The sequence below is a fragment of the Roseivivax sp. genome (assembly GCF_054552075.1).
The window spans coordinates 242,764-258,013 of sequence record NZ_JBTOLZ010000002.1 but is presented as its reverse complement, the minus strand read 5'-3'; the positions used below and the strand labels follow the sequence as shown (position 1 = coordinate 258,013).

At 69.3% G+C, this 15,250-nt stretch carries 18 protein-coding genes and 1 tRNA gene; 7 read left to right on the top strand and 12 right to left on the bottom strand.

The window, feature by feature from the left end; all coding sequences use genetic code 11:
- The first annotated feature begins 103 nt into the window (after nucleotides 1-103).
- Together ACX938_RS02730 and msrB are read left to right on the top strand one after the other, a co-directional pair.
- Nucleotides 104-667 (top strand): fasciclin domain-containing protein, encoded by a 564-nt coding sequence (locus tag ACX938_RS02730; protein WP_459429882.1) that lies wholly within the window; start codon nucleotides 104-106, stop codon nucleotides 665-667.
- A gap of 132 nt (nucleotides 668-799) precedes the next feature.
- Complete coding sequence (msrB, locus tag ACX938_RS02725) at nucleotides 800-1,270, top strand: peptide-methionine (R)-S-oxide reductase MsrB (protein WP_232752298.1); 471 nt, start codon at nucleotides 800-802, stop codon at nucleotides 1,268-1,270.
- A gap of 146 nt (nucleotides 1,271-1,416) precedes the next feature.
- Here the strand turns inward: msrB and ACX938_RS02720 are convergent, their stop codons facing one another.
- Nucleotides 1,417-2,043: a J domain-containing protein gene (locus ACX938_RS02720; RefSeq protein ID WP_232752297.1), complete on the bottom strand. Its 627-nt coding sequence runs from the start codon at nucleotides 2,041-2,043 to the stop codon at nucleotides 1,417-1,419.
- Between the two features lie 77 nt (nucleotides 2,044-2,120).
- Between ACX938_RS02720 and ACX938_RS02715 the strand changes: the two genes are divergently transcribed.
- The gene (locus ACX938_RS02715; RefSeq protein ID WP_232752296.1) at nucleotides 2,121-2,378 is read left to right on the top strand and encodes a BolA family protein; all 258 of its coding nucleotides are present in this window, start codon (nucleotides 2,121-2,123) and stop codon (nucleotides 2,376-2,378) included.
- A 10-nt stretch (nucleotides 2,379-2,388) separates the two neighbouring features.
- Here ACX938_RS02715 and ACX938_RS02710 read toward each other — a convergent pair whose 3' ends face one another.
- Both ACX938_RS02710 and gatB read right to left on the bottom strand, forming a co-directional pair.
- Nucleotides 2,389-3,036, bottom strand: a complete 648-nt coding sequence (locus ACX938_RS02710) for a DUF4177 domain-containing protein (RefSeq protein WP_459429881.1) — start codon at nucleotides 3,034-3,036, stop codon at nucleotides 2,389-2,391.
- A 106-nt stretch (nucleotides 3,037-3,142) separates the two neighbouring features.
- Complete coding sequence (gatB, locus tag ACX938_RS02705; RefSeq protein WP_232752294.1) at nucleotides 3,143-4,657, bottom strand: Asp-tRNA(Asn)/Glu-tRNA(Gln) amidotransferase subunit GatB; 1,515 nt, start codon at nucleotides 4,655-4,657, stop codon at nucleotides 3,143-3,145.
- Between the two features lie 144 nt (nucleotides 4,658-4,801).
- Between gatB and ACX938_RS02700 the strand changes: the two genes are divergently transcribed.
- Nucleotides 4,802-5,725: a transglycosylase SLT domain-containing protein gene (locus tag ACX938_RS02700; RefSeq protein WP_459429880.1), complete on the top strand. Its 924-nt coding sequence runs from the start codon at nucleotides 4,802-4,804 to the stop codon at nucleotides 5,723-5,725.
- A gap of 90 nt (nucleotides 5,726-5,815) precedes the next feature.
- On the opposite strand, the gene ACX938_RS02695 is transcribed toward ACX938_RS02700, so the two are convergent.
- Together ACX938_RS02695 and pepN are read right to left on the bottom strand one after the other, a co-directional pair.
- Nucleotides 5,816-6,703, bottom strand: coding sequence for a lysophospholipid acyltransferase family protein (locus ACX938_RS02695; protein ID WP_459429879.1), 888 nt, complete (start codon nucleotides 6,701-6,703; stop codon nucleotides 5,816-5,818).
- 163 nt (nucleotides 6,704-6,866) lie between these two features.
- On the bottom strand, nucleotides 6,867-9,419 hold the full coding sequence (gene pepN, locus ACX938_RS02690) for an aminopeptidase N (protein WP_459429878.1): 2,553 nt from the start codon (nucleotides 9,417-9,419) through the stop codon (nucleotides 6,867-6,869).
- Nucleotides 9,420-9,574: 155 nt separating this feature from the next.
- On the opposite strand from pepN, the gene ACX938_RS02685 reads away from it, so the two are divergent.
- Both ACX938_RS02685 and ACX938_RS02680 read left to right on the top strand, forming a co-directional pair.
- Complete coding sequence (locus ACX938_RS02685; protein WP_459429877.1) at nucleotides 9,575-9,859, top strand: hypothetical protein; 285 nt, start codon at nucleotides 9,575-9,577, stop codon at nucleotides 9,857-9,859.
- A gap of 9 nt (nucleotides 9,860-9,868) precedes the next feature.
- Complete coding sequence (locus ACX938_RS02680; RefSeq protein WP_232752290.1) at nucleotides 9,869-10,024, top strand: DUF2256 domain-containing protein; 156 nt, start codon at nucleotides 9,869-9,871, stop codon at nucleotides 10,022-10,024.
- A 33-nt stretch (nucleotides 10,025-10,057) separates the two neighbouring features.
- Here the strand turns inward: ACX938_RS02680 and ACX938_RS02675 are convergent, their stop codons facing one another.
- The 7 genes from ACX938_RS02675 to ACX938_RS02645 all read right to left on the bottom strand — a co-directional run bounded on the left by ACX938_RS02675 (nucleotide 10,058) and on the right by ACX938_RS02645 (nucleotide 14,954).
- Nucleotides 10,058-10,702 (bottom strand): GNAT family N-acetyltransferase, encoded by a 645-nt coding sequence (locus ACX938_RS02675; protein ID WP_459429876.1) that lies wholly within the window; start codon nucleotides 10,700-10,702, stop codon nucleotides 10,058-10,060.
- Nucleotides 10,699-11,148, bottom strand: a complete 450-nt coding sequence (locus tag ACX938_RS02670; RefSeq protein WP_232752288.1) for an arsenate-mycothiol transferase ArsC — start codon at nucleotides 11,146-11,148, stop codon at nucleotides 10,699-10,701. Before ACX938_RS02670 ends, ACX938_RS02675 begins: the two co-directional genes overlap by 4 nt.
- Nucleotides 11,149-11,628 carry a UPF0262 family protein gene (locus ACX938_RS02665; RefSeq protein ID WP_232752287.1) on the bottom strand — a complete coding sequence of 160 codons (480 nt, stop codon included), beginning with the start codon at nucleotides 11,626-11,628 and terminating at the stop codon, nucleotides 11,149-11,151.
- Between the two features lie 78 nt (nucleotides 11,629-11,706).
- Nucleotides 11,707-13,005 carry a histidinol dehydrogenase gene (gene hisD / locus ACX938_RS02660; RefSeq protein WP_232752286.1) on the bottom strand — a complete coding sequence of 433 codons (1,299 nt, stop codon included), beginning with the start codon at nucleotides 13,003-13,005 and terminating at the stop codon, nucleotides 11,707-11,709.
- Between the two features lie 68 nt (nucleotides 13,006-13,073).
- On the bottom strand, nucleotides 13,074-13,535 hold the full coding sequence (locus ACX938_RS02655; RefSeq protein ID WP_232752285.1) for a DUF2948 family protein: 462 nt from the start codon (nucleotides 13,533-13,535) through the stop codon (nucleotides 13,074-13,076).
- A complete protein-coding gene (gene murA, locus ACX938_RS02650; protein WP_232752284.1) occupies nucleotides 13,532-14,800 on the bottom strand; it encodes a UDP-N-acetylglucosamine 1-carboxyvinyltransferase in 1,269 nt (422 codons plus the stop codon). The genes ACX938_RS02655 and murA overlap by 4 nt, the downstream gene beginning before the upstream one ends.
- A gap of 4 nt (nucleotides 14,801-14,804) precedes the next feature.
- Entirely contained in the window at nucleotides 14,805-14,954 is a 150-nt protein-coding gene (locus tag ACX938_RS02645; RefSeq protein WP_232752283.1) for a hypothetical protein, read from the bottom strand.
- A gap of 98 nt (nucleotides 14,955-15,052) precedes the next feature.
- Between ACX938_RS02645 and ACX938_RS02640 the strand changes: the two genes are divergently transcribed.
- Nucleotides 15,053-15,127: transfer RNA gene (locus ACX938_RS02640), tRNA-Thr, on the top strand.
- The last annotated feature ends 123 nt before the right edge of the window (nucleotides 15,128-15,250 follow it).

Genomic DNA, 15,250 nt, shown 5'->3' with positions numbered 1-15,250 from the left:
ATTTTTTCCCGCCAAGCGAAACCATCGTCGTCTCGCCTCCGTAGCTGAGGTGATCCCGTCGAAAGAGACGGGTTCATCAGAACAGCAAACGGGAGATATGAAGATGACCCTTCGCAAGACCTTCGCCGCCGGTGCGGCCCTCGCCCTTCTCGCCAGCCCGCTGGCGGCCCAGGACAACCCGCAGGTCGGCGGCGCCGACATGTTCGCCGACCGCACCATCGTGGAGAACGCGGTGAACTCGCCGATCCACACCACGCTGGTGGCCGCGGTACAGCAGGCGGGCCTCGTGGACACGCTGAACTCGGCCGGGCCCTTCACGGTCTTCGCGCCGACCGACAGCGCCTTCGGCCGGATCTCGGAAGACAGCCTGAACGCGCTCCTGATGGACGAGAACAAGGAGCAGCTGGCCCAGATCCTGACCTGCCACGTGGTCGCGACCGAGGCCATGTCCGGCGCCATCGCCGGCATGATCGCCGATGACGGCGGCATGCACCCGGTGCCGACCGTCGGCGGCTGCACCCTGCAGGCCCAGATGAACGGCAGCGAGATCACCCTGACCGACGAGAACGGCCGCACCGCGACCGTGACCATCGCCGATGTCGACCAGTCCAACGGTGTCATCCATGTGATCGACCGTGTGCTGCTGCCGGCCGGCCAGGCGGGCTGAGACGCTGACAGGCCTGCCCGCGGCACCTACATTGACGGGCAGAGCCGCGAGACGCGGCGGGGGCCCGGTCCGGCGACGGGCCGGGCCCCCTGCATGAGATCCCATCGGATCGACGAGAGGAGGCCAGAAATGATGAGCCGACGCACTTTCCTGGGCACCACCGCCGCCGCCCTCGGGCTGGGCGGAAGCGCCGCCCGCGCCGCCAAGGGCGACTTCGAGGTCACCCGCAGCGAGGCGCAATGGCGCGACATGCTGAGCGAGGCCGAGTTCCGCGTGATGCGCGAAGAGGGCACCGAGCGGGCCTTCACCTCGCCGCTGCACGACCTGAAGACGCCGGGCATCTACCAGTGCCGCGGCTGCGAGCAGCGGCTCTACTCCTCGGAGCACAAGTTCGACAGCGGCACCGGCTGGCCGAGTTTCTACCAGCCGCTGGCCGAGAGCGCCGTGGGCACCAAGCCCGACCGGTCGCTCTTCATCACCCGCACCGAGGTGCATTGCTCGCGCTGCGGCTCGCACCTGGGCCATGTCTTCGATGACGGCCCGCCGCCGACCGGCAAGCGCCACTGCATCAACGGGGTGAGCCTGACCTTCGTGGAGGCCTGATCCCCGGGGCGGGGCGCGCCCGCCATCGCACAAGAAAAAGCGCCGGATCCCCCTGCGGGTCCGGCGCTTTTCTTTTGGGCGGGAAGGTGCGGCCCCTGAGCGGCGGCCTTGGCGTGTCCGACGCCGCCGCCGCCCGCGCGGGGCGCTTACTTGAAGAACCGGCTGTCTTTGAGCTGATCCCAGGCCCAGACCACCAGTTGCAGCTGCTCCTCCTGGCTGCGGTCGCCGCCGTTCATGTCGGGGTGCAGCACCTTGATCAGCGACTTGTAGGCCTTGCGCACATCCGCCTTGGAGGCGTTCTCGCTGATCTCGAGGATGTCGGCGGCGCGCTTCTCGGTGGGCGGCAGGCGCCGGCCCGAGCCACCCGAGGATTTGCCCGGGTTGCGCGTCGCATTGTCGCCCAGCACCTGGTGGGGGTCCTCGATGCCGAGCCGCGCCCAGGCCCGGGCCTCGGGGTCGCGCCAGTCCTTGGTGCGCCGTTCCCAGACCTTGTCGGCGGTCGACTGGGCGTTCATCTCGGCCTCGGTCTTGCCGTCGAAGAAGCTCCACTGCGAATTGTATTCGCGCACGTGATCCTTGCAGAACCAGTAGAAGTCATCGAGCACATCCGGCGCCTTCGGCGCGCGGAACTTGCCCGGCTGGTTGCAGCCCTCGTGGTCGCAGACACGCGTGGAGGTCTCGGATTCGCCCGACATGCCACGCCGTCCGCGCGGCGCCTTCTTCTTGGCCGATTTCACGGACATGTCGAAACCGAAGGGATCTGGTTTGGTCATATTCGGACACCTTTTCGACTCGGACGCTGGAGTTTAGACAAACCGCGACCGGATTGCAGGGGGAGGCCCAAGAAAAAATGTCCCGGACCGCCATGATCGAAACGCGCCTGCGCGAGGCTTTCGCGCCCAGGGAACTGACCGTCCGCGACGACAGCGAGCGTCACCGCGGCCATGCCGGGTTCCAGGAAGGGGGCGAGAGCCACTTCCACGTCGTGATCCGCTCCGAGGCCTTCCAGGGCCTCTCGCGCATCGCGCGGCACCGGGCGGTGCATCAGGCGCTTGGGGCCGAGCTGGTGGGCGCGATCCACGCGCTGTCGCTCGACCTCGGGGAATGAGCGCGCGGGGCTAGCCGCGGGCGCCTTCGGGGCGCGGGGAGGCGTTGTTTTCCTCGGCCTCGGCGTCCGCCGCCTGGGTTTCGGCCTCGTCCCGCGGGGCCTCGGAGCCCTCGGCGTCGCCCGCCTCTTGCGCGCCCTCGGGCTGATCGCCCTCCGCCGTCTCATCCGACGCCTCCGTCACGCCGTCGCGCGGCGCTTCCTCGGGGCGGTCGGGATTGCCCGGCACGAGCTGCGCCGCGCGTTCCTTCAGAAGCGCCCCGAGCCCGCGCGCCGGGCTCTCGCCCTCCGCGCCTGCATCGGGCTCCGCGGCGGCGGGCCGCAGCGCGGCGGGGGCGGCGGGAAAGAGCGGCGGCTCCTCGGCGCGGGTCTCGGCCTCGGCATCGCCGGCGGTCAGCCGCTTGACGGCGAAGTCCTCGGCGGTGTCGAGCCGCGGGCGGCGGAAGACCAGGAGCGTGCGCCATTCGGTCACCGTGGAGCCCAGGCCCGCGCGTTCCTCGGAGGGCAGCGTATCGGCCCGGACATACTCCCAGCCCTCGGCGCCCATGTCGTTCATCAGGGTCTCGATGGAATGGGCGAAACGCGCCTTGGCGCCTTTCACTCCCTTGACCCGCTTGCCTTTTTCGGGGGCGGGAAGGACGCGGTATTCGTATCGGGTCATGGCGCTCGCGGTCCGGGGGAAACGGGAAGGGCGGGTCAGGCGGGCAAGATAGTCCTGCCCGCCCCGCTTGGCCAGTCGGCGCGGGGGCACCCCCGCGGAAGCCCGCCTAGAGGCCGAGCTTCGCGGTGACGATCTCGTTCACCGCCTTGGGGTTGGCCTTGCCGCCGGTGGCCTTCATCACCTGGCCGACGAACCAGCCCGCGAGCTTGGGGTTGGCCTGGGCCTTCTCGACCTGGGCGGGGTTGGCGGCGATCACCTCGTCGACCGCGGCCTCGATGGCGCCGGTGTCGGTGACCTGCTTCAGGCCCTTGTCCTCGACGATCTGCGCCGGGTCGCCGCCCTCGGTGTAGACGATCTCGAAGACCTCCTTGGCGATCTTGCCCGAGATGTCGCCCGACTTGATCAGCTTCACGATCCCGGCCAGCTGCTCGGGGCTCACGGGGCTGTCGGCGATGCCGCGGTCGTCCTTCTTGAGACGGCCGAAGAGCTCGTTGATGACCCAGTTGGCGGCGAGCTTGCCGTCGCCCGAGGCGCCCGCGACCTCTTCGAAGTAGGCGGCGTTGCGCACCTCGGCGGTCAGCACGCCGGCGTCATATTCCGACAGGCCGAAGTCCTTGACGAAGCGCGCCTTCTTGGCGTCGGGCAGTTCGGGCAGGCTGGCCGCGATATCGTCGACCCAGGCCTGTTCGATCTCGAGCGGCAGCAGGTCGGGGTCGGGGAAGTAGCGGTAGTCATGCGCCTCTTCCTTGGACCGCATCGAGCGCGTCTCGCCCTTGTCGGGATCGTAGAGACGGGTTTCCTGCACCACCTCGCCACCGCCTTCGAGGATCTGGATCTGCCGCCGCGCCTCGTGGTCGATCGCCGCCTGGATGAAGCGCATGGAGTTCATGTTCTTGATCTCGCAGCGGGTGCCGAGATGCGCGAAGTCCTGCGTCTCCTGGTATTTCTCGTAGGCGCCGGGACGGCAGACCGAGACGTTCACGTCGGCGCGCAGGTTGCCGTTCTGCATGTCGCCGTTGCAGGTGCCGAGGTAGCGCATGATCTGGCGCAGCTTGGCGATATAGGCCGCCGCTTCCTCGGGTCCGCGGATGTCGGGGCGCGAGACGATCTCCATCAGCGCGACGCCGGTGCGGTTGAGGTCCACGAAGGACATCGCCGGGTCCATGTCGTGGATCGACTTGCCGGCGTCCTGCTCGACGTGGATGCGTTCGATCCGCACCCGCCGGGCGATGCCGGGCTCGAGGTCGACGATGACCTCACCCTCGCCGACAAGCGGATGATAAAGCTGGGAAATCTGGTAGCCCTGCGGCAGGTCAGGGTAGAAGTAGTTCTTCCGGTCGAAGGCCGAGCGCAGGTTGATTTCTGCCTTGAGGCCCAGCCCGGTGCGCACCGCCTGCTCGATGCAGAACTCGTTGATCACCGGCAGCATGCCGGGCATCGCCGCGTCCACGAATGAGACGTTGGAGTTGGGCTCGGCCCCGAACTCGGTCGAAGCGCCCGAGAAGAGCTTGGCCTTGGAGGCCACCTGCGCATGGACCTCCATGCCGATGACCAGTTCCCAGTCGTGCTTGGCCCCGGCGATGACCTTGGGTTTCGGAGCCTCGAAGCTCAAATCCAGCATGAGATTGCGTCCTCTGGCGGCCTTGTCAGTCAAGCCTCGCGTGTAAGATAGCGCGGGGCGAGGGGCAAGAGGCGGCGGTTCGCCGCTGATCCCGCGGAGGCCGGGACTTGCCGAGGGGTGGGCTTTGTCGGCATGTTGTGCGCCATGGATCTGAGGGCGCTGATAGGAGCCGCCGCCGTCTGCGCGACGGCGGGCATGGCGGCTGGTGCGGATGTGCCGACGGTTGGCGGCGGCGTCGGCGGGGCCGAGGTGTCGGCGGGCGGCGCGGTTTCCGGGACGGAGGTGTCGGCCGGGCGCGCGGCGGCGTCGGCGGGAGACGCGCTGACGGATGAACCCACAGACACAGGCCGCGCGCTTGCGCGGGCCACGCCGGGTCTCAGCTTCGCCACGTCCGCGTTCACCGAAGACACATCCCCCGCCGCGCCGCTGCTTCTTGCCCAGGCAGGGGCGCTGCCCCTGGCGCTGCGCCCGGACCCGAGCCCCGAGGCGGTCTCTGCCTCCTCCCGGCCCAAGGCGCGGCGCGACAAGCTGCCCAACGCGCGCTGGGGCAAGACCGGCGAGCGCGCGGTCTGGACCCGGGCGGTGCTCTCCTCGCTCAACGGCCATGCCAGCCGGCTGCCCGAGGTGGTGCCCGCCGACATCGCGGCCTGGTGCCCGGCCTATCCCGATGCCGACCGGCGCCAGCGCGAGGCCTTCTGGGTGGGCCTCGTCTCCACGCTGGCGCGGCACGAAAGCACCTATCGCCCGCGGGTGATCGGCGGCGGCGGGCGCTGGCACGGGCTCTTGCAGATCCTGCCTTCGACCGCGCGGCTCTATGGCTGCCGCGCCGACACCGGGGCGGCGCTGCTCGACGGCTCGGCGAACCTCTCCTGCGGGCTGAGGATCATGGCGCGCACCGTGGCGCGCGACGGCGTGGTCAGCGACGGGATGCGCGGGGTGGCCGCCGATTGGGGACCCTTCCATTCCTCGGCCAAGCGCGGCGACATGATGGCCTGGACGCGCAAGCAGACCTATTGCCAGCCAATCCACGCCACCCGCCCGACGGCGCGCCCGAGCGAGGGGCTCTGAGCGGGCACGCCGCGCGGCGCGCATGAACGCACGCCCGCAAGCCTTCGGAAAATCCTGGGAAAATCGCGCGGGGCCAGCAGGCGCCCCGCCTCAGGTCGCGGTCAGCGCCTTCAGCCAGGAGGGCCGCGCGGAATTGTCCAGAAGCGACACCGCCGGGGCCCGGTGGCCCCCCAGCGCCAGCGTCGCGCGGCGCAGCATCTCGATGCCGTCCTCGGATTTCGCGGGGAGCGCCGCGGCCGAGATCGGCTCGCCCACGGTGATCCGGTAAGGCTGGCGGCCCTTGTTCAGCGTCTCGTGGAATAGCGTGATGTCGCGCAGCGTCGGGTGGATCACGTCGAAGAGGTAGAAGAGCACCGAGTTCCGCGCCCGGATGTTGAGCGGGATCACCGGCAGTTCGAACTTCCGCGCGATCATCGCCGCCGAGCCCATCCATTCGCGCTCGTGCAGGCAAAGGCCGCGGCGCTTGGCCAGGCGGCCCGCCGGGAAGATCACCCCCAGGCGTCCTTCGTCCACCGCGGCCCGGGTATAGGCCATGGTCTCGCGGGTCTTGCCGTGGCTGCGCTTTTCCTTGCGCCATTCCACCGGGGCGATCATGTCCTCCATCTGCGGCAGCACGCGCAGGATGTCGTGGTTGGCGAAGAAATAGAGGTCGGGCCGGATCTCGCTCAGGACGTGGTAGAGCATGATGCCGTCGGCGATGCCGGTGGGATGGTTCGCCACGATCAGCGCCGGGCCGTTGCGCGGCACGTTCTCGAGGCCGGTGACCTCAACGTCGCGGGCCAGCATCTTGCCCATGGTGCCCATGATCTCGGGGGTGGGGCTGTCGATGAAGCTGTTGCCGAGCTCGATCGTGCGCCGGTAGCCGAGCAGCAGATTCAGGATCCGCCGCGCATGGCGGGTGCCAAGCCGGTCGCTGAAGAGCCACGGCGCGCGCTCTTCGATGAGGGGATCGATGCGGTCCTTCATGTCGCTCGGCATTTGTCGTTCCGTGGCGTTACTGTTCCATGACATGACGCTTCGGGGAAGGGAAGCGACAAAACCGCCGCAAGCTCGGCGGCAAGATGCCACCGATAGAAGCCTGCGGCGATCAACGCGGAACCCCGCGTCGGGGTTCCCGCGCTGCCCTGGAAAAAATCCCCGCTCATCCCGCGAGAAGCCGGCTGACCATCTCGGTGGTGTCGCGGCTGAGGCCCGGCGTATCGGCGATGCGCTGCAGCTGGGCCTTCATCTTGGCCTGCCGGTCGGCATCGTAGCGCGGCCAGCTCTGGAAGGGCGCGCAAATCCGCGCGGTGGTCTGCGGGTTCTTGGCGTCGAGCGCGATCAGCCAGTCGGCGAGGAAGGCATAGCCCGCCCCGTCGGCGCGGTGGAAGCCCGCGTGGTTCATCGCGAAGGCACCGATCACCGCCCGGAAGCGGTTGGGGTTGGTCAGGTCGAAATCCGCGCGTTCGGTCAGCGCCTTGGCGCGGGGCAGGGCGTTTTCCGGCGCGGTCGCGGCGATCTGCATGGCGAACCACTTGTCCATGACCAGCCGGTCCTGCGCCCAGGTCTCGGCGAAGCGGGCGAGCGCGTCGGCGTCGTCGCCGGCGCGCACCAGGGCGGTCAGGGCGGAAAGCTCGATGGTCATGTTGTCGGCCTCGGCAAAGGCCGCGCGGGCCGCCGTGCCGCCGTCGAGCCGGGTCTCGAGCGCCAGCGCCGCGCTCCAGAGCGCGCGCTTGCCCGATTGCTCGGCGTCGGGCGCATAGGGCGCGTCTACCGTGGTCGCGGCCTTGAGGTCGGCCAGGAGCGGCGCGAGGCGCTTGGCCTTGGCCTGGCCCAGGGCCTCCACCGCGGCATGGATCGCGTCGGGGTCCGGGGTCACGCCGCGTTCGTGCAGCACCTGGGCGATCTCGGCCTCGGTCGGGCCCGAGAGCATCAGCGCGCGGAAGGCGGGGTCGAGCGCCTCTTCGGAGACGATCGCGGCGAGGCCCTCGATATAGGCGGCATCGGGCGCCGCGCCCTCGGTCACCTGGGCGATCAGGCTCTCGCGGGCGAGCTGCCGCCCGGCGTCCCAGCGGTTGAAGGGATCGGTGTCATGGGCCAGCAGGAAGGCGCGTTCGGCGGGGGTGGAGGCGCGCTCCAGCACCACCGGCGCCGAGAAGCCGCGCAGGATCGAGGGCACGGGCTTCTCCGACAGCCCCTCGAAGGTGAAGCTCTGCGTCTCCTCGGTCATCTCCAGAAGCGTCGTCGGCACCACCTCGTCGCCATTGGGGTTCAAGAGCCCCACGGCGATCGGCAGCACCTGCGGCGCCTTGTCCGGCTGGCCCGGGGTGGGCGGCGTGCGCTGGGTGAAGGTCAGCGTGTAAGTGCCTGCCTCGAAGGCCTCTTCCACCGACAGGCGCGGGGTGCCCGCCTGCGCGTACCAGCGCTTGAACTGCGTCAGGTCGCGGCCGGTCGCATCCTCGAAGACCTTCAGCCAGTCCTCGATGGTGCAGGCTTGCCCGTCGTGGCGATCGAAATAGAGGTTGAGCGCCTTGGAATAGGCGTCGTCACCCACCAGCCGCTTGAGCATGGCGATCACCTCGGCGCCCTTCTCGTAGACGGTCGCGGTGTAGAAGTTGTTGATCTCCTGGAAGCTTTCGGGCCGCACCGGGTGGGCCAGCGGGCCCTGGTCCTCGGGGAACTGGCGCGCGCGCAGGTCGATCACATCGCCGATGCGCTTCACCGGGGCCGAGCGCATGTCGGCGGTGAACTGGCTGTCGCGGAAGACCGTCAGACCCTCTTTCAGGCAGAGCTGGAACCAGTCGCGGCAGGTGATCCGGTTGCCGGTCCAATTGTGGAAGTATTCATGGGCGATGATCGCCTCGATACGTTCGAAATTCGCATCCGTGGAGGTCTCGGGGCTTGCCAGGACCGCCGCGGAGTTGAAGATGTTCAAGCCCTTGTTCTCCATGGCGCCCATGTTGAAGTCGTCCACGGCGACGATGTTGAAGACATCCAGGTCGTATTCGCGGCCGTAGACCTCTTCGTCCCAGCGCATCGACTTCTTCAGGGCCTCCATGCCGAAGGCGCATTTGCCCTCGTCGCCGGGGCGCACCCAGAGGTTCAGCTCCACGTCGCGGCCCGAACGGGTGGTGAAACGCCCGGGATGGGCGCGCAGGTCGCCCGCCACCAGCGCGAAGAGATAGGCCGGCTTCGGCCAGGGGTCGTGCCATTCCGCGAAGCCCGCGCCGCTTTCGCCCGGGTTGCCGTTCGAGAGCAAGACCGGCAGATCGCCCTCGATCCGCACGGTGAAGGTCGCCATGACGTCCGGGCGGTCGGGGTAATAGGTGATCTTGCGGAAGCCCTCGGCCTCGCACTGGGTGCAATACATGCCGTTCGACATGTAGAGCCCTTCAAGGGCGGTGTTGCGGTCGGGCGCGATCTCGACCTCGGCCTCGAAGGTGAAAGGCCGGTCGGGCGCCTCGAGCCGCAGCCCCTCGGCGCTGATCGCGGGCGCTACCACCGCGCCGTCGATCTTCGCCTCGATCAGGGTCAGATCCTCGCCGTTGAGGAAGAAGTCGCGGTCGCTGGCCTCGGGGTTCGGGGCAAAGCGGATGCGGCTCAGCACGCGGGTGGCGCCGGGAGAGAGCCGGAAGGTCAGGTGAACGTCTTCGACCACATAGCCGAAGGGCTTGTAATCCTTGAGGTAAATCGTGGTGGGCGCGGCGTCCTTCACGGCAGCTCTCCTCGTGGTTGGCGGGTCTCGGGTGCGTCAATCCGCACCCCCGGCGTCGCGGAACCGGGAAATCCGGCGAAGTGTTACTGCCGCAACGGCCCCGCGGCAACCAAACCGCGGCGGCAGATTGCCGATGACCAGAGGGGACCCCGTCGATGTCCGCACCCGATACCAATGTCGAGAAGCAAGAGCAGAACCACCGTCCCTCGCTCTTGGGGATCAAGGCCGCGCTGATCTACGGCGTGGTGCTGCTGACGATCTTCGTGATCTACGTGACGCTCGCCGCGGGCGACGAGGAGGCGGGGCTGGCCGGGGACGACACCGCCGGCTCCTCGATGGTCGAGGGCGAGACCGAGGCCACGGCGCTCGAGAACTACAAGGAAGAGGGCTACGAGCCCGGCGGCAATTCCACCGGCTCGGTGCAGATCCAGGACCAGTGATCCCGCGCCATGGGCAAGATGCGCAAGACCTCGGAGCTGCCGGAGAAGACCTGCCCGACCTGCGGGCGGCCCTTCCGCTGGCGCAAGAAGTGGGCCTCGGTCTGGGACGAGGTGCGCTATTGCTCGGAGCGCTGCCGCCGTTCGCGGCGGCGCGAGGCGGGCTGATCCGCGCGCGCGGCCCGGCCCGGGGCTGACCCGCTACAGCTCGCGGATCCAGAACTGCAGGACATGCGCGGTCTCCTCGGGCATGTCCACGTCCTTCCAGCGAAAACTGGCCTCGACCCCGGGCAGGGGCGCATAGCCGCGCTTCTTCCAGAACGGGCCGAGCGGGCGATGATCCGCGGGCCGCAAGGGGTGGTCGTCGGGCCGCCGCACCGCGCAGAAGCAGGCGTAGCTGCGCCCGAGGCTCCGGGCGTGATCCTCGCGCATGTCGAAGAACAGATGGCCGATGCGCAGCCCGCGATACTCGGGCAGCAAGACCGATTCCGCGCAGTAGAAGATGTCCGTCAGCGGCAGCCCGGTCCGGGCGAAGGGGGCGGCGAAATCCTCGGCGTGGTCCTCCATCGGCGTGCCGGTGGCCGCGCCGACAAGCCGCGCGCCGTCGAAGGCGCCGATCAGTACCGCGTCGCGGCTCTGGCGGTAGGTCTCGAGATAGGCGCGCTCGTAGCCCGCGCTGCCGTCGTAGAGGTAGGGCCAGTCGCGGAAGACGGAGATCCTGAGCCGCGCCACGTCGTCGAGCGCCGCATCCAGCGCCTCGCCGGTCAGCACCTCGACCCTGAGCCCCGCCGCGGCGGTGGTGCTGAGCAGGGGCAGCGGCCCGGTCTCGCGGCGCTCGCGGCTCATGGCGTGCCCCATTTGTCGGTCAGCGCCCGGTGGATCTGGTCGCGCGCGGCGCGGTAGGCGGCGAGCTTCTCGGCGCGCGGCCCGGATGTGCCGGTGGGATCGAGGATCGGCCAGTATTCCATGGCGATGGCGTGGCGCGCGGTCATCTCGGCGGCGATGTCGCGCGCGCCTTCGGACAGCGCGACGACCAGGTCGAAGCCGGAGAGCGCCTCGCCCATCTCCTCCATCTCGTGCAGGTCGCGAACCCGGTGGCGGCCCAGCTCCACGCCGATCTCGGCGCAGACGGCGATGGCGAAGCCGTCGATGTCGAGGTCGTGGATCAGCCCCGCCGACTGCACGTAGGCCTCGGTGCCGTAGAGCTTCTTCATCATGCCCTCGGCCATGGGCGAGCGCACCGCGTTGTGGTCGCAGCAGAACAGCACCGATTGCGGCAGCGGGGCGGCCATTCAGCCCCCGTAGTGCAACACGCAGACCAGCGTGAAGAGGCGGCGGGCCGTGTCGTCGTCGATCTCCACCTTGCCCTCCAGCCGGTCCTGCAGAATGCGCGCCCCTTCATTGTGGATGCCGCGCCGGGCCATGTCGATCGTTTCGATCTGGCTCGGCGGCTGGGTCTTCACCGCGTCGAAGTAGCTTTTGCAGATCTGGAAGTAATCCTTCACCACCTGCCGGAAGGGGGAGAGCGAGAGGTGGAACTCCGCGAGCTGCCCACCGGTCTCTCCGGCGACGTCGAAGACCAGCCGCTTCTCGCGGATCGACAGCGCCAGCCGGAAGGGGCCTTCCGGCGCGGGCGCATCGCCCCGCGCGGGCAGGGCGAAGCTGTTGCTCTCCATCAGGTCGAACATCGCCACGCGGCGCTCCTGCTCGATCTCCGGGGTCGGCGGAGGCAGGTTGGCGTCGTCGAGGTCGATGTGAACGATATGGCTCATGGCAGGCTCGCTCGCAGGCGTGTGGCCCTGCCTAGCGGCAAAGCCCGGCGGCGGCAATGCGGCGTTGCGGAGAAGACCTCAGTTCAGTTTCTGGAGCCGCGCGGTGACCGAGAGACCATGCGCCTCGAGCCGTTCGGCACGGGCCAGCGTCTCGGCGGCGGGGCCGATGGCGCGCAGCGCGTCCGGGGTCATCTGGGCAATGGTCGTCCGCTTGACGAAATCCAGGACCGAGAGCCCCGAGGAGAAGCGCGCCGAACGGGCGGTGGGCAGCACGTGGTTCGGCCCGCCGACGTAATCGCCGATGGCCTCGGGCGTCCAGGGCCCGAGGAAGATCGCCCCGGCATGGGTGATCTTGCCCGCCACCGCCTCGGGGTCGGTGGTGCAGATTTCCAGGTGCTCGGGCGCCACCCGGTTCGACAGCGCCGCCGCCTCGTCGAGGTCGCGGGTCACCACGATGGCGCCGAAGTCGCGCCAGGAGGCGCCGGCGATGGCGCGACGCTCCAGCGTCTCGAGACGGCGGTCGACCGCTTCGCCCACCGCCTTGGCAAGCGCGGCGTCGGGGGTGACCAGGATCGACTGGGCGCTCTCGTCGTGTTCGGCCTGGCTCATCAGGTCAAGCGCGATCCAGTCGGGATCGACCTCGCCCTCGGCGATGACCAGGATCTCCGAGGGGCCCGCGATCATGTCGATGCCGACGCGGCCGAAGACCCGGCGCTTGGCGGCGGCGACGAAGGCATTGCCCGGCCCGGTGATCTTGTCGACCGGGGCGATGGTCTCGGTGCCATAGGCGAGCGCGGCAATCGCCTGGGCGCCGCCGATGCGGTAGATCTCGTCCACGCCCGAGAGCCGGGCGGCCAGCATGACCAGCGGGTTGATGACCCCGTCGGGCGTCGGCACGGTGATCGCCAGCCGCTCCACGCCCGCGACCTTGGCGGGAATGGCGTTCATCAGAAGCGAAGAGGGGTAGGAGGCCAGCCCCCCGGGCACGTAAAGCCCCGCGGCGGCTACCGGCGTCCAGCGCCAGCCCAGCCGCGCGCCGTGCTCGTCCTGCCACATGGCGTCCTCGGGCATCTGGCGGGCGTGATAGGCGCGGATGCGCTCGGCGGCCTGTTCCAGTGCGGCGCGGTCGCTGTCGGGCACCTTGGCGATCTCGGCGTCGACCTCGGCGCGGCTGAGCGCCAGGCCGTCGGGCGCAAGCTCGAGCCGGTCGAAGCGCGCGGTGTAGTCCAGCAGCGCGGCATCGCCCCGGGCGCGCACATCGGCGATGATCCCGGCGACGGTGTCGTCGACATCGGGGCTGTCCTCGCGTTTGGCGGTCAGCAGCTCCCGGAAACGTGCCTCGAAATCCGCGTCGCGGCTGTCGATGAAGACGGGCATGGCAAATCCTCTGTGGCATCGCCCCGCCCATGCGGCGAAGGCGGGGCGGCGCGGATCGGTCTGTTCGGTTACTCGGGGTGGCGCGGCAGCTTGCCCGAGGGGGCGTGATAGGGGCGGGTGACGTCCTTGAGGCGCAGCTCCAGCGCCTCGACCTCGGCGCGCAGCGCCCCGTCGCCCGCCAGCGTGATCTCGACCGCGCCGGCGGCATCCTCGCCGGGGTGGAACTCCACGGTCAGGATCTGCAGCACCGTGTCGCGGTCCGAACGGTCGATGCCCTGGCTCGCCACCCGGGTCACGTTCTCGATCACCAGGAGCGACTGCACCCGCTCGACGCCCGCGGCGCTTTCCTCGCGGCGGAGCCGGTTCACCAGGAGCGCGAGCTGGCGCGGGCCCCGCCGCCAGGTGATCTCGGTCACCGGCAGGACCGCGTCCTGCACCAGCGCGGCCAGCACCGCCAGGTCGTCGGGGTCCATCGCCCCGAGGTTCAAGGGTTTCGCCGAGGCGTCCTCGAAGCGTGCGTCTTCGCTCATTCGCCTTTGACCCTTTCGATCTTGGCGCCGACGCCCGAGAGCTTGGCGACGACATGTTCATAGCCGCGGTCCAGGTGGTAGACGCGGTTCACCACCGTGTCGCCCTCGGCCGCGAGCCCGGCGAGGATCAGCGACACGCTGGCGCGCAGATCGGTCGCCATGACCGGCGCGCCCTTCAGCCGCTCGACCCCGGTGACCTTCGCGATGCCGCCCTGGACGTCGATATGCGCGCCCATGCGGCTCAGCTCGGGCGCGTGCATGAACCTGTTCTCGAAGATCTTCTCTTCAAGCACCGAGGTGCCCTCGGCGGTGCACAAAAGCGCCATCATCTGCGCCTGCAGGTCGGTGGGGAAGCCGGGGAAGGGCTCGGTGGTCACATCCACCGCCTGCACCCGGCCGTTCTTGCGGGCGACCTTCAGGCCTCGGTCGGTCTCGGTGACCTCGATGCCGGCCTCGTCGAGCTTGGCGGCGAAGGCTTCGACCAGGCGCATCTCGCCGCCGAGGCAGGTGACCTCGCCGCCGGCGATGGCGGGGGCGAGCATATAGGTGCCCAGCTCGATCCGGTCCGAGACCACGCGATGGGTGGCGCCGCCGAGGCGGTCGACGCCCTCGATGGTGATCTCATGGGTGCCGTCGCCCTCGATCCGGGCGCCCATGGCGCGCAGGCAGCGCGCCAGGTCGACGATCTCGGGCTCGCGGGCGGCGTTCTTGATGACCGTGGTGCCCTTGGCCAGCGTCGCCGCCATGAGCGCGTTTTCGGTGGCGCCCACCGAGACCAGCGGGAAGTCGACGACCCCGCCCTTGAGCCCGCCCGGCGCCTTGGCGTGCACATAGCCGTCGCGCAGGTCCAGCTCGGCCCCGAGCGCCTCGAGCGCGCGCAGGTGCAGGTCGACGGGCCGCGCGCCGATGGCGCAGCCGCCGGGCAGCGAGACCACCGCGTGGCCGTCGCGCGCCAGCATCGGGCCCAGCACCAGGATCGAGGCGCGCATCTTCCGCACGATGTCGTATTCGGCCTTGTGGTTGTCGAGCGCATGGCTCGACAGCGCCAGCACATGGCCGTCCTGCAGCGCGGTGACCTCGGCGCCCAGCGACTGCAGAAGCGTCGTCATGGTGCGGATGTCGGAGAGCCGCGGCGCGTTCATCAGCGTCAGCGGTTCCTCGCTGAGCAGCGTCGCCGGCATCAGCGTCAGGCAGGCGTTCTTCGCGCCCGCGATGGGAATCTCGCCCGAAAGCGGGCCGTTGCCGGTCACGACGATCGAATCCATGGCCTCAATCCTTGTCCTTGTCGTCCTGCGTCTCGCGCGCGGTGCGGGCGCGGGCCTGTGCCTTGCGCCGTGCCAGGTTGGCCTTGAGCGCGGCTTTCAGCCGGTCATCGCGGCCACTTTCGGCGGGGCGCTTCTGCGGGGGTTTCTGCTCCATGGGGGGTCTTTATAGGAGCCGCAAAAAAGGGTCCAGATTCGTGCTTGCACCCCGTTTGGTTTGCCATTAGAGACCCGCCCACACCGCAACGGCGGCGGGCTGCTGTAGCTCAGTGGTAGAGCACTCCCTTGGTAAGGGAGAGGTCGACAGTTCAATCCTGTCCAGCAGCACCATTCTTCTCCTTACATCGGTGCAGGCGACGCCGCGTCGCCGGGAACCTCCCGCCTGTTTTCCGGGTTCTGTCCTGAATGACCCCGGTATCCGCGCTGCGGGACCGGGTTTTTTGACGAGGACAG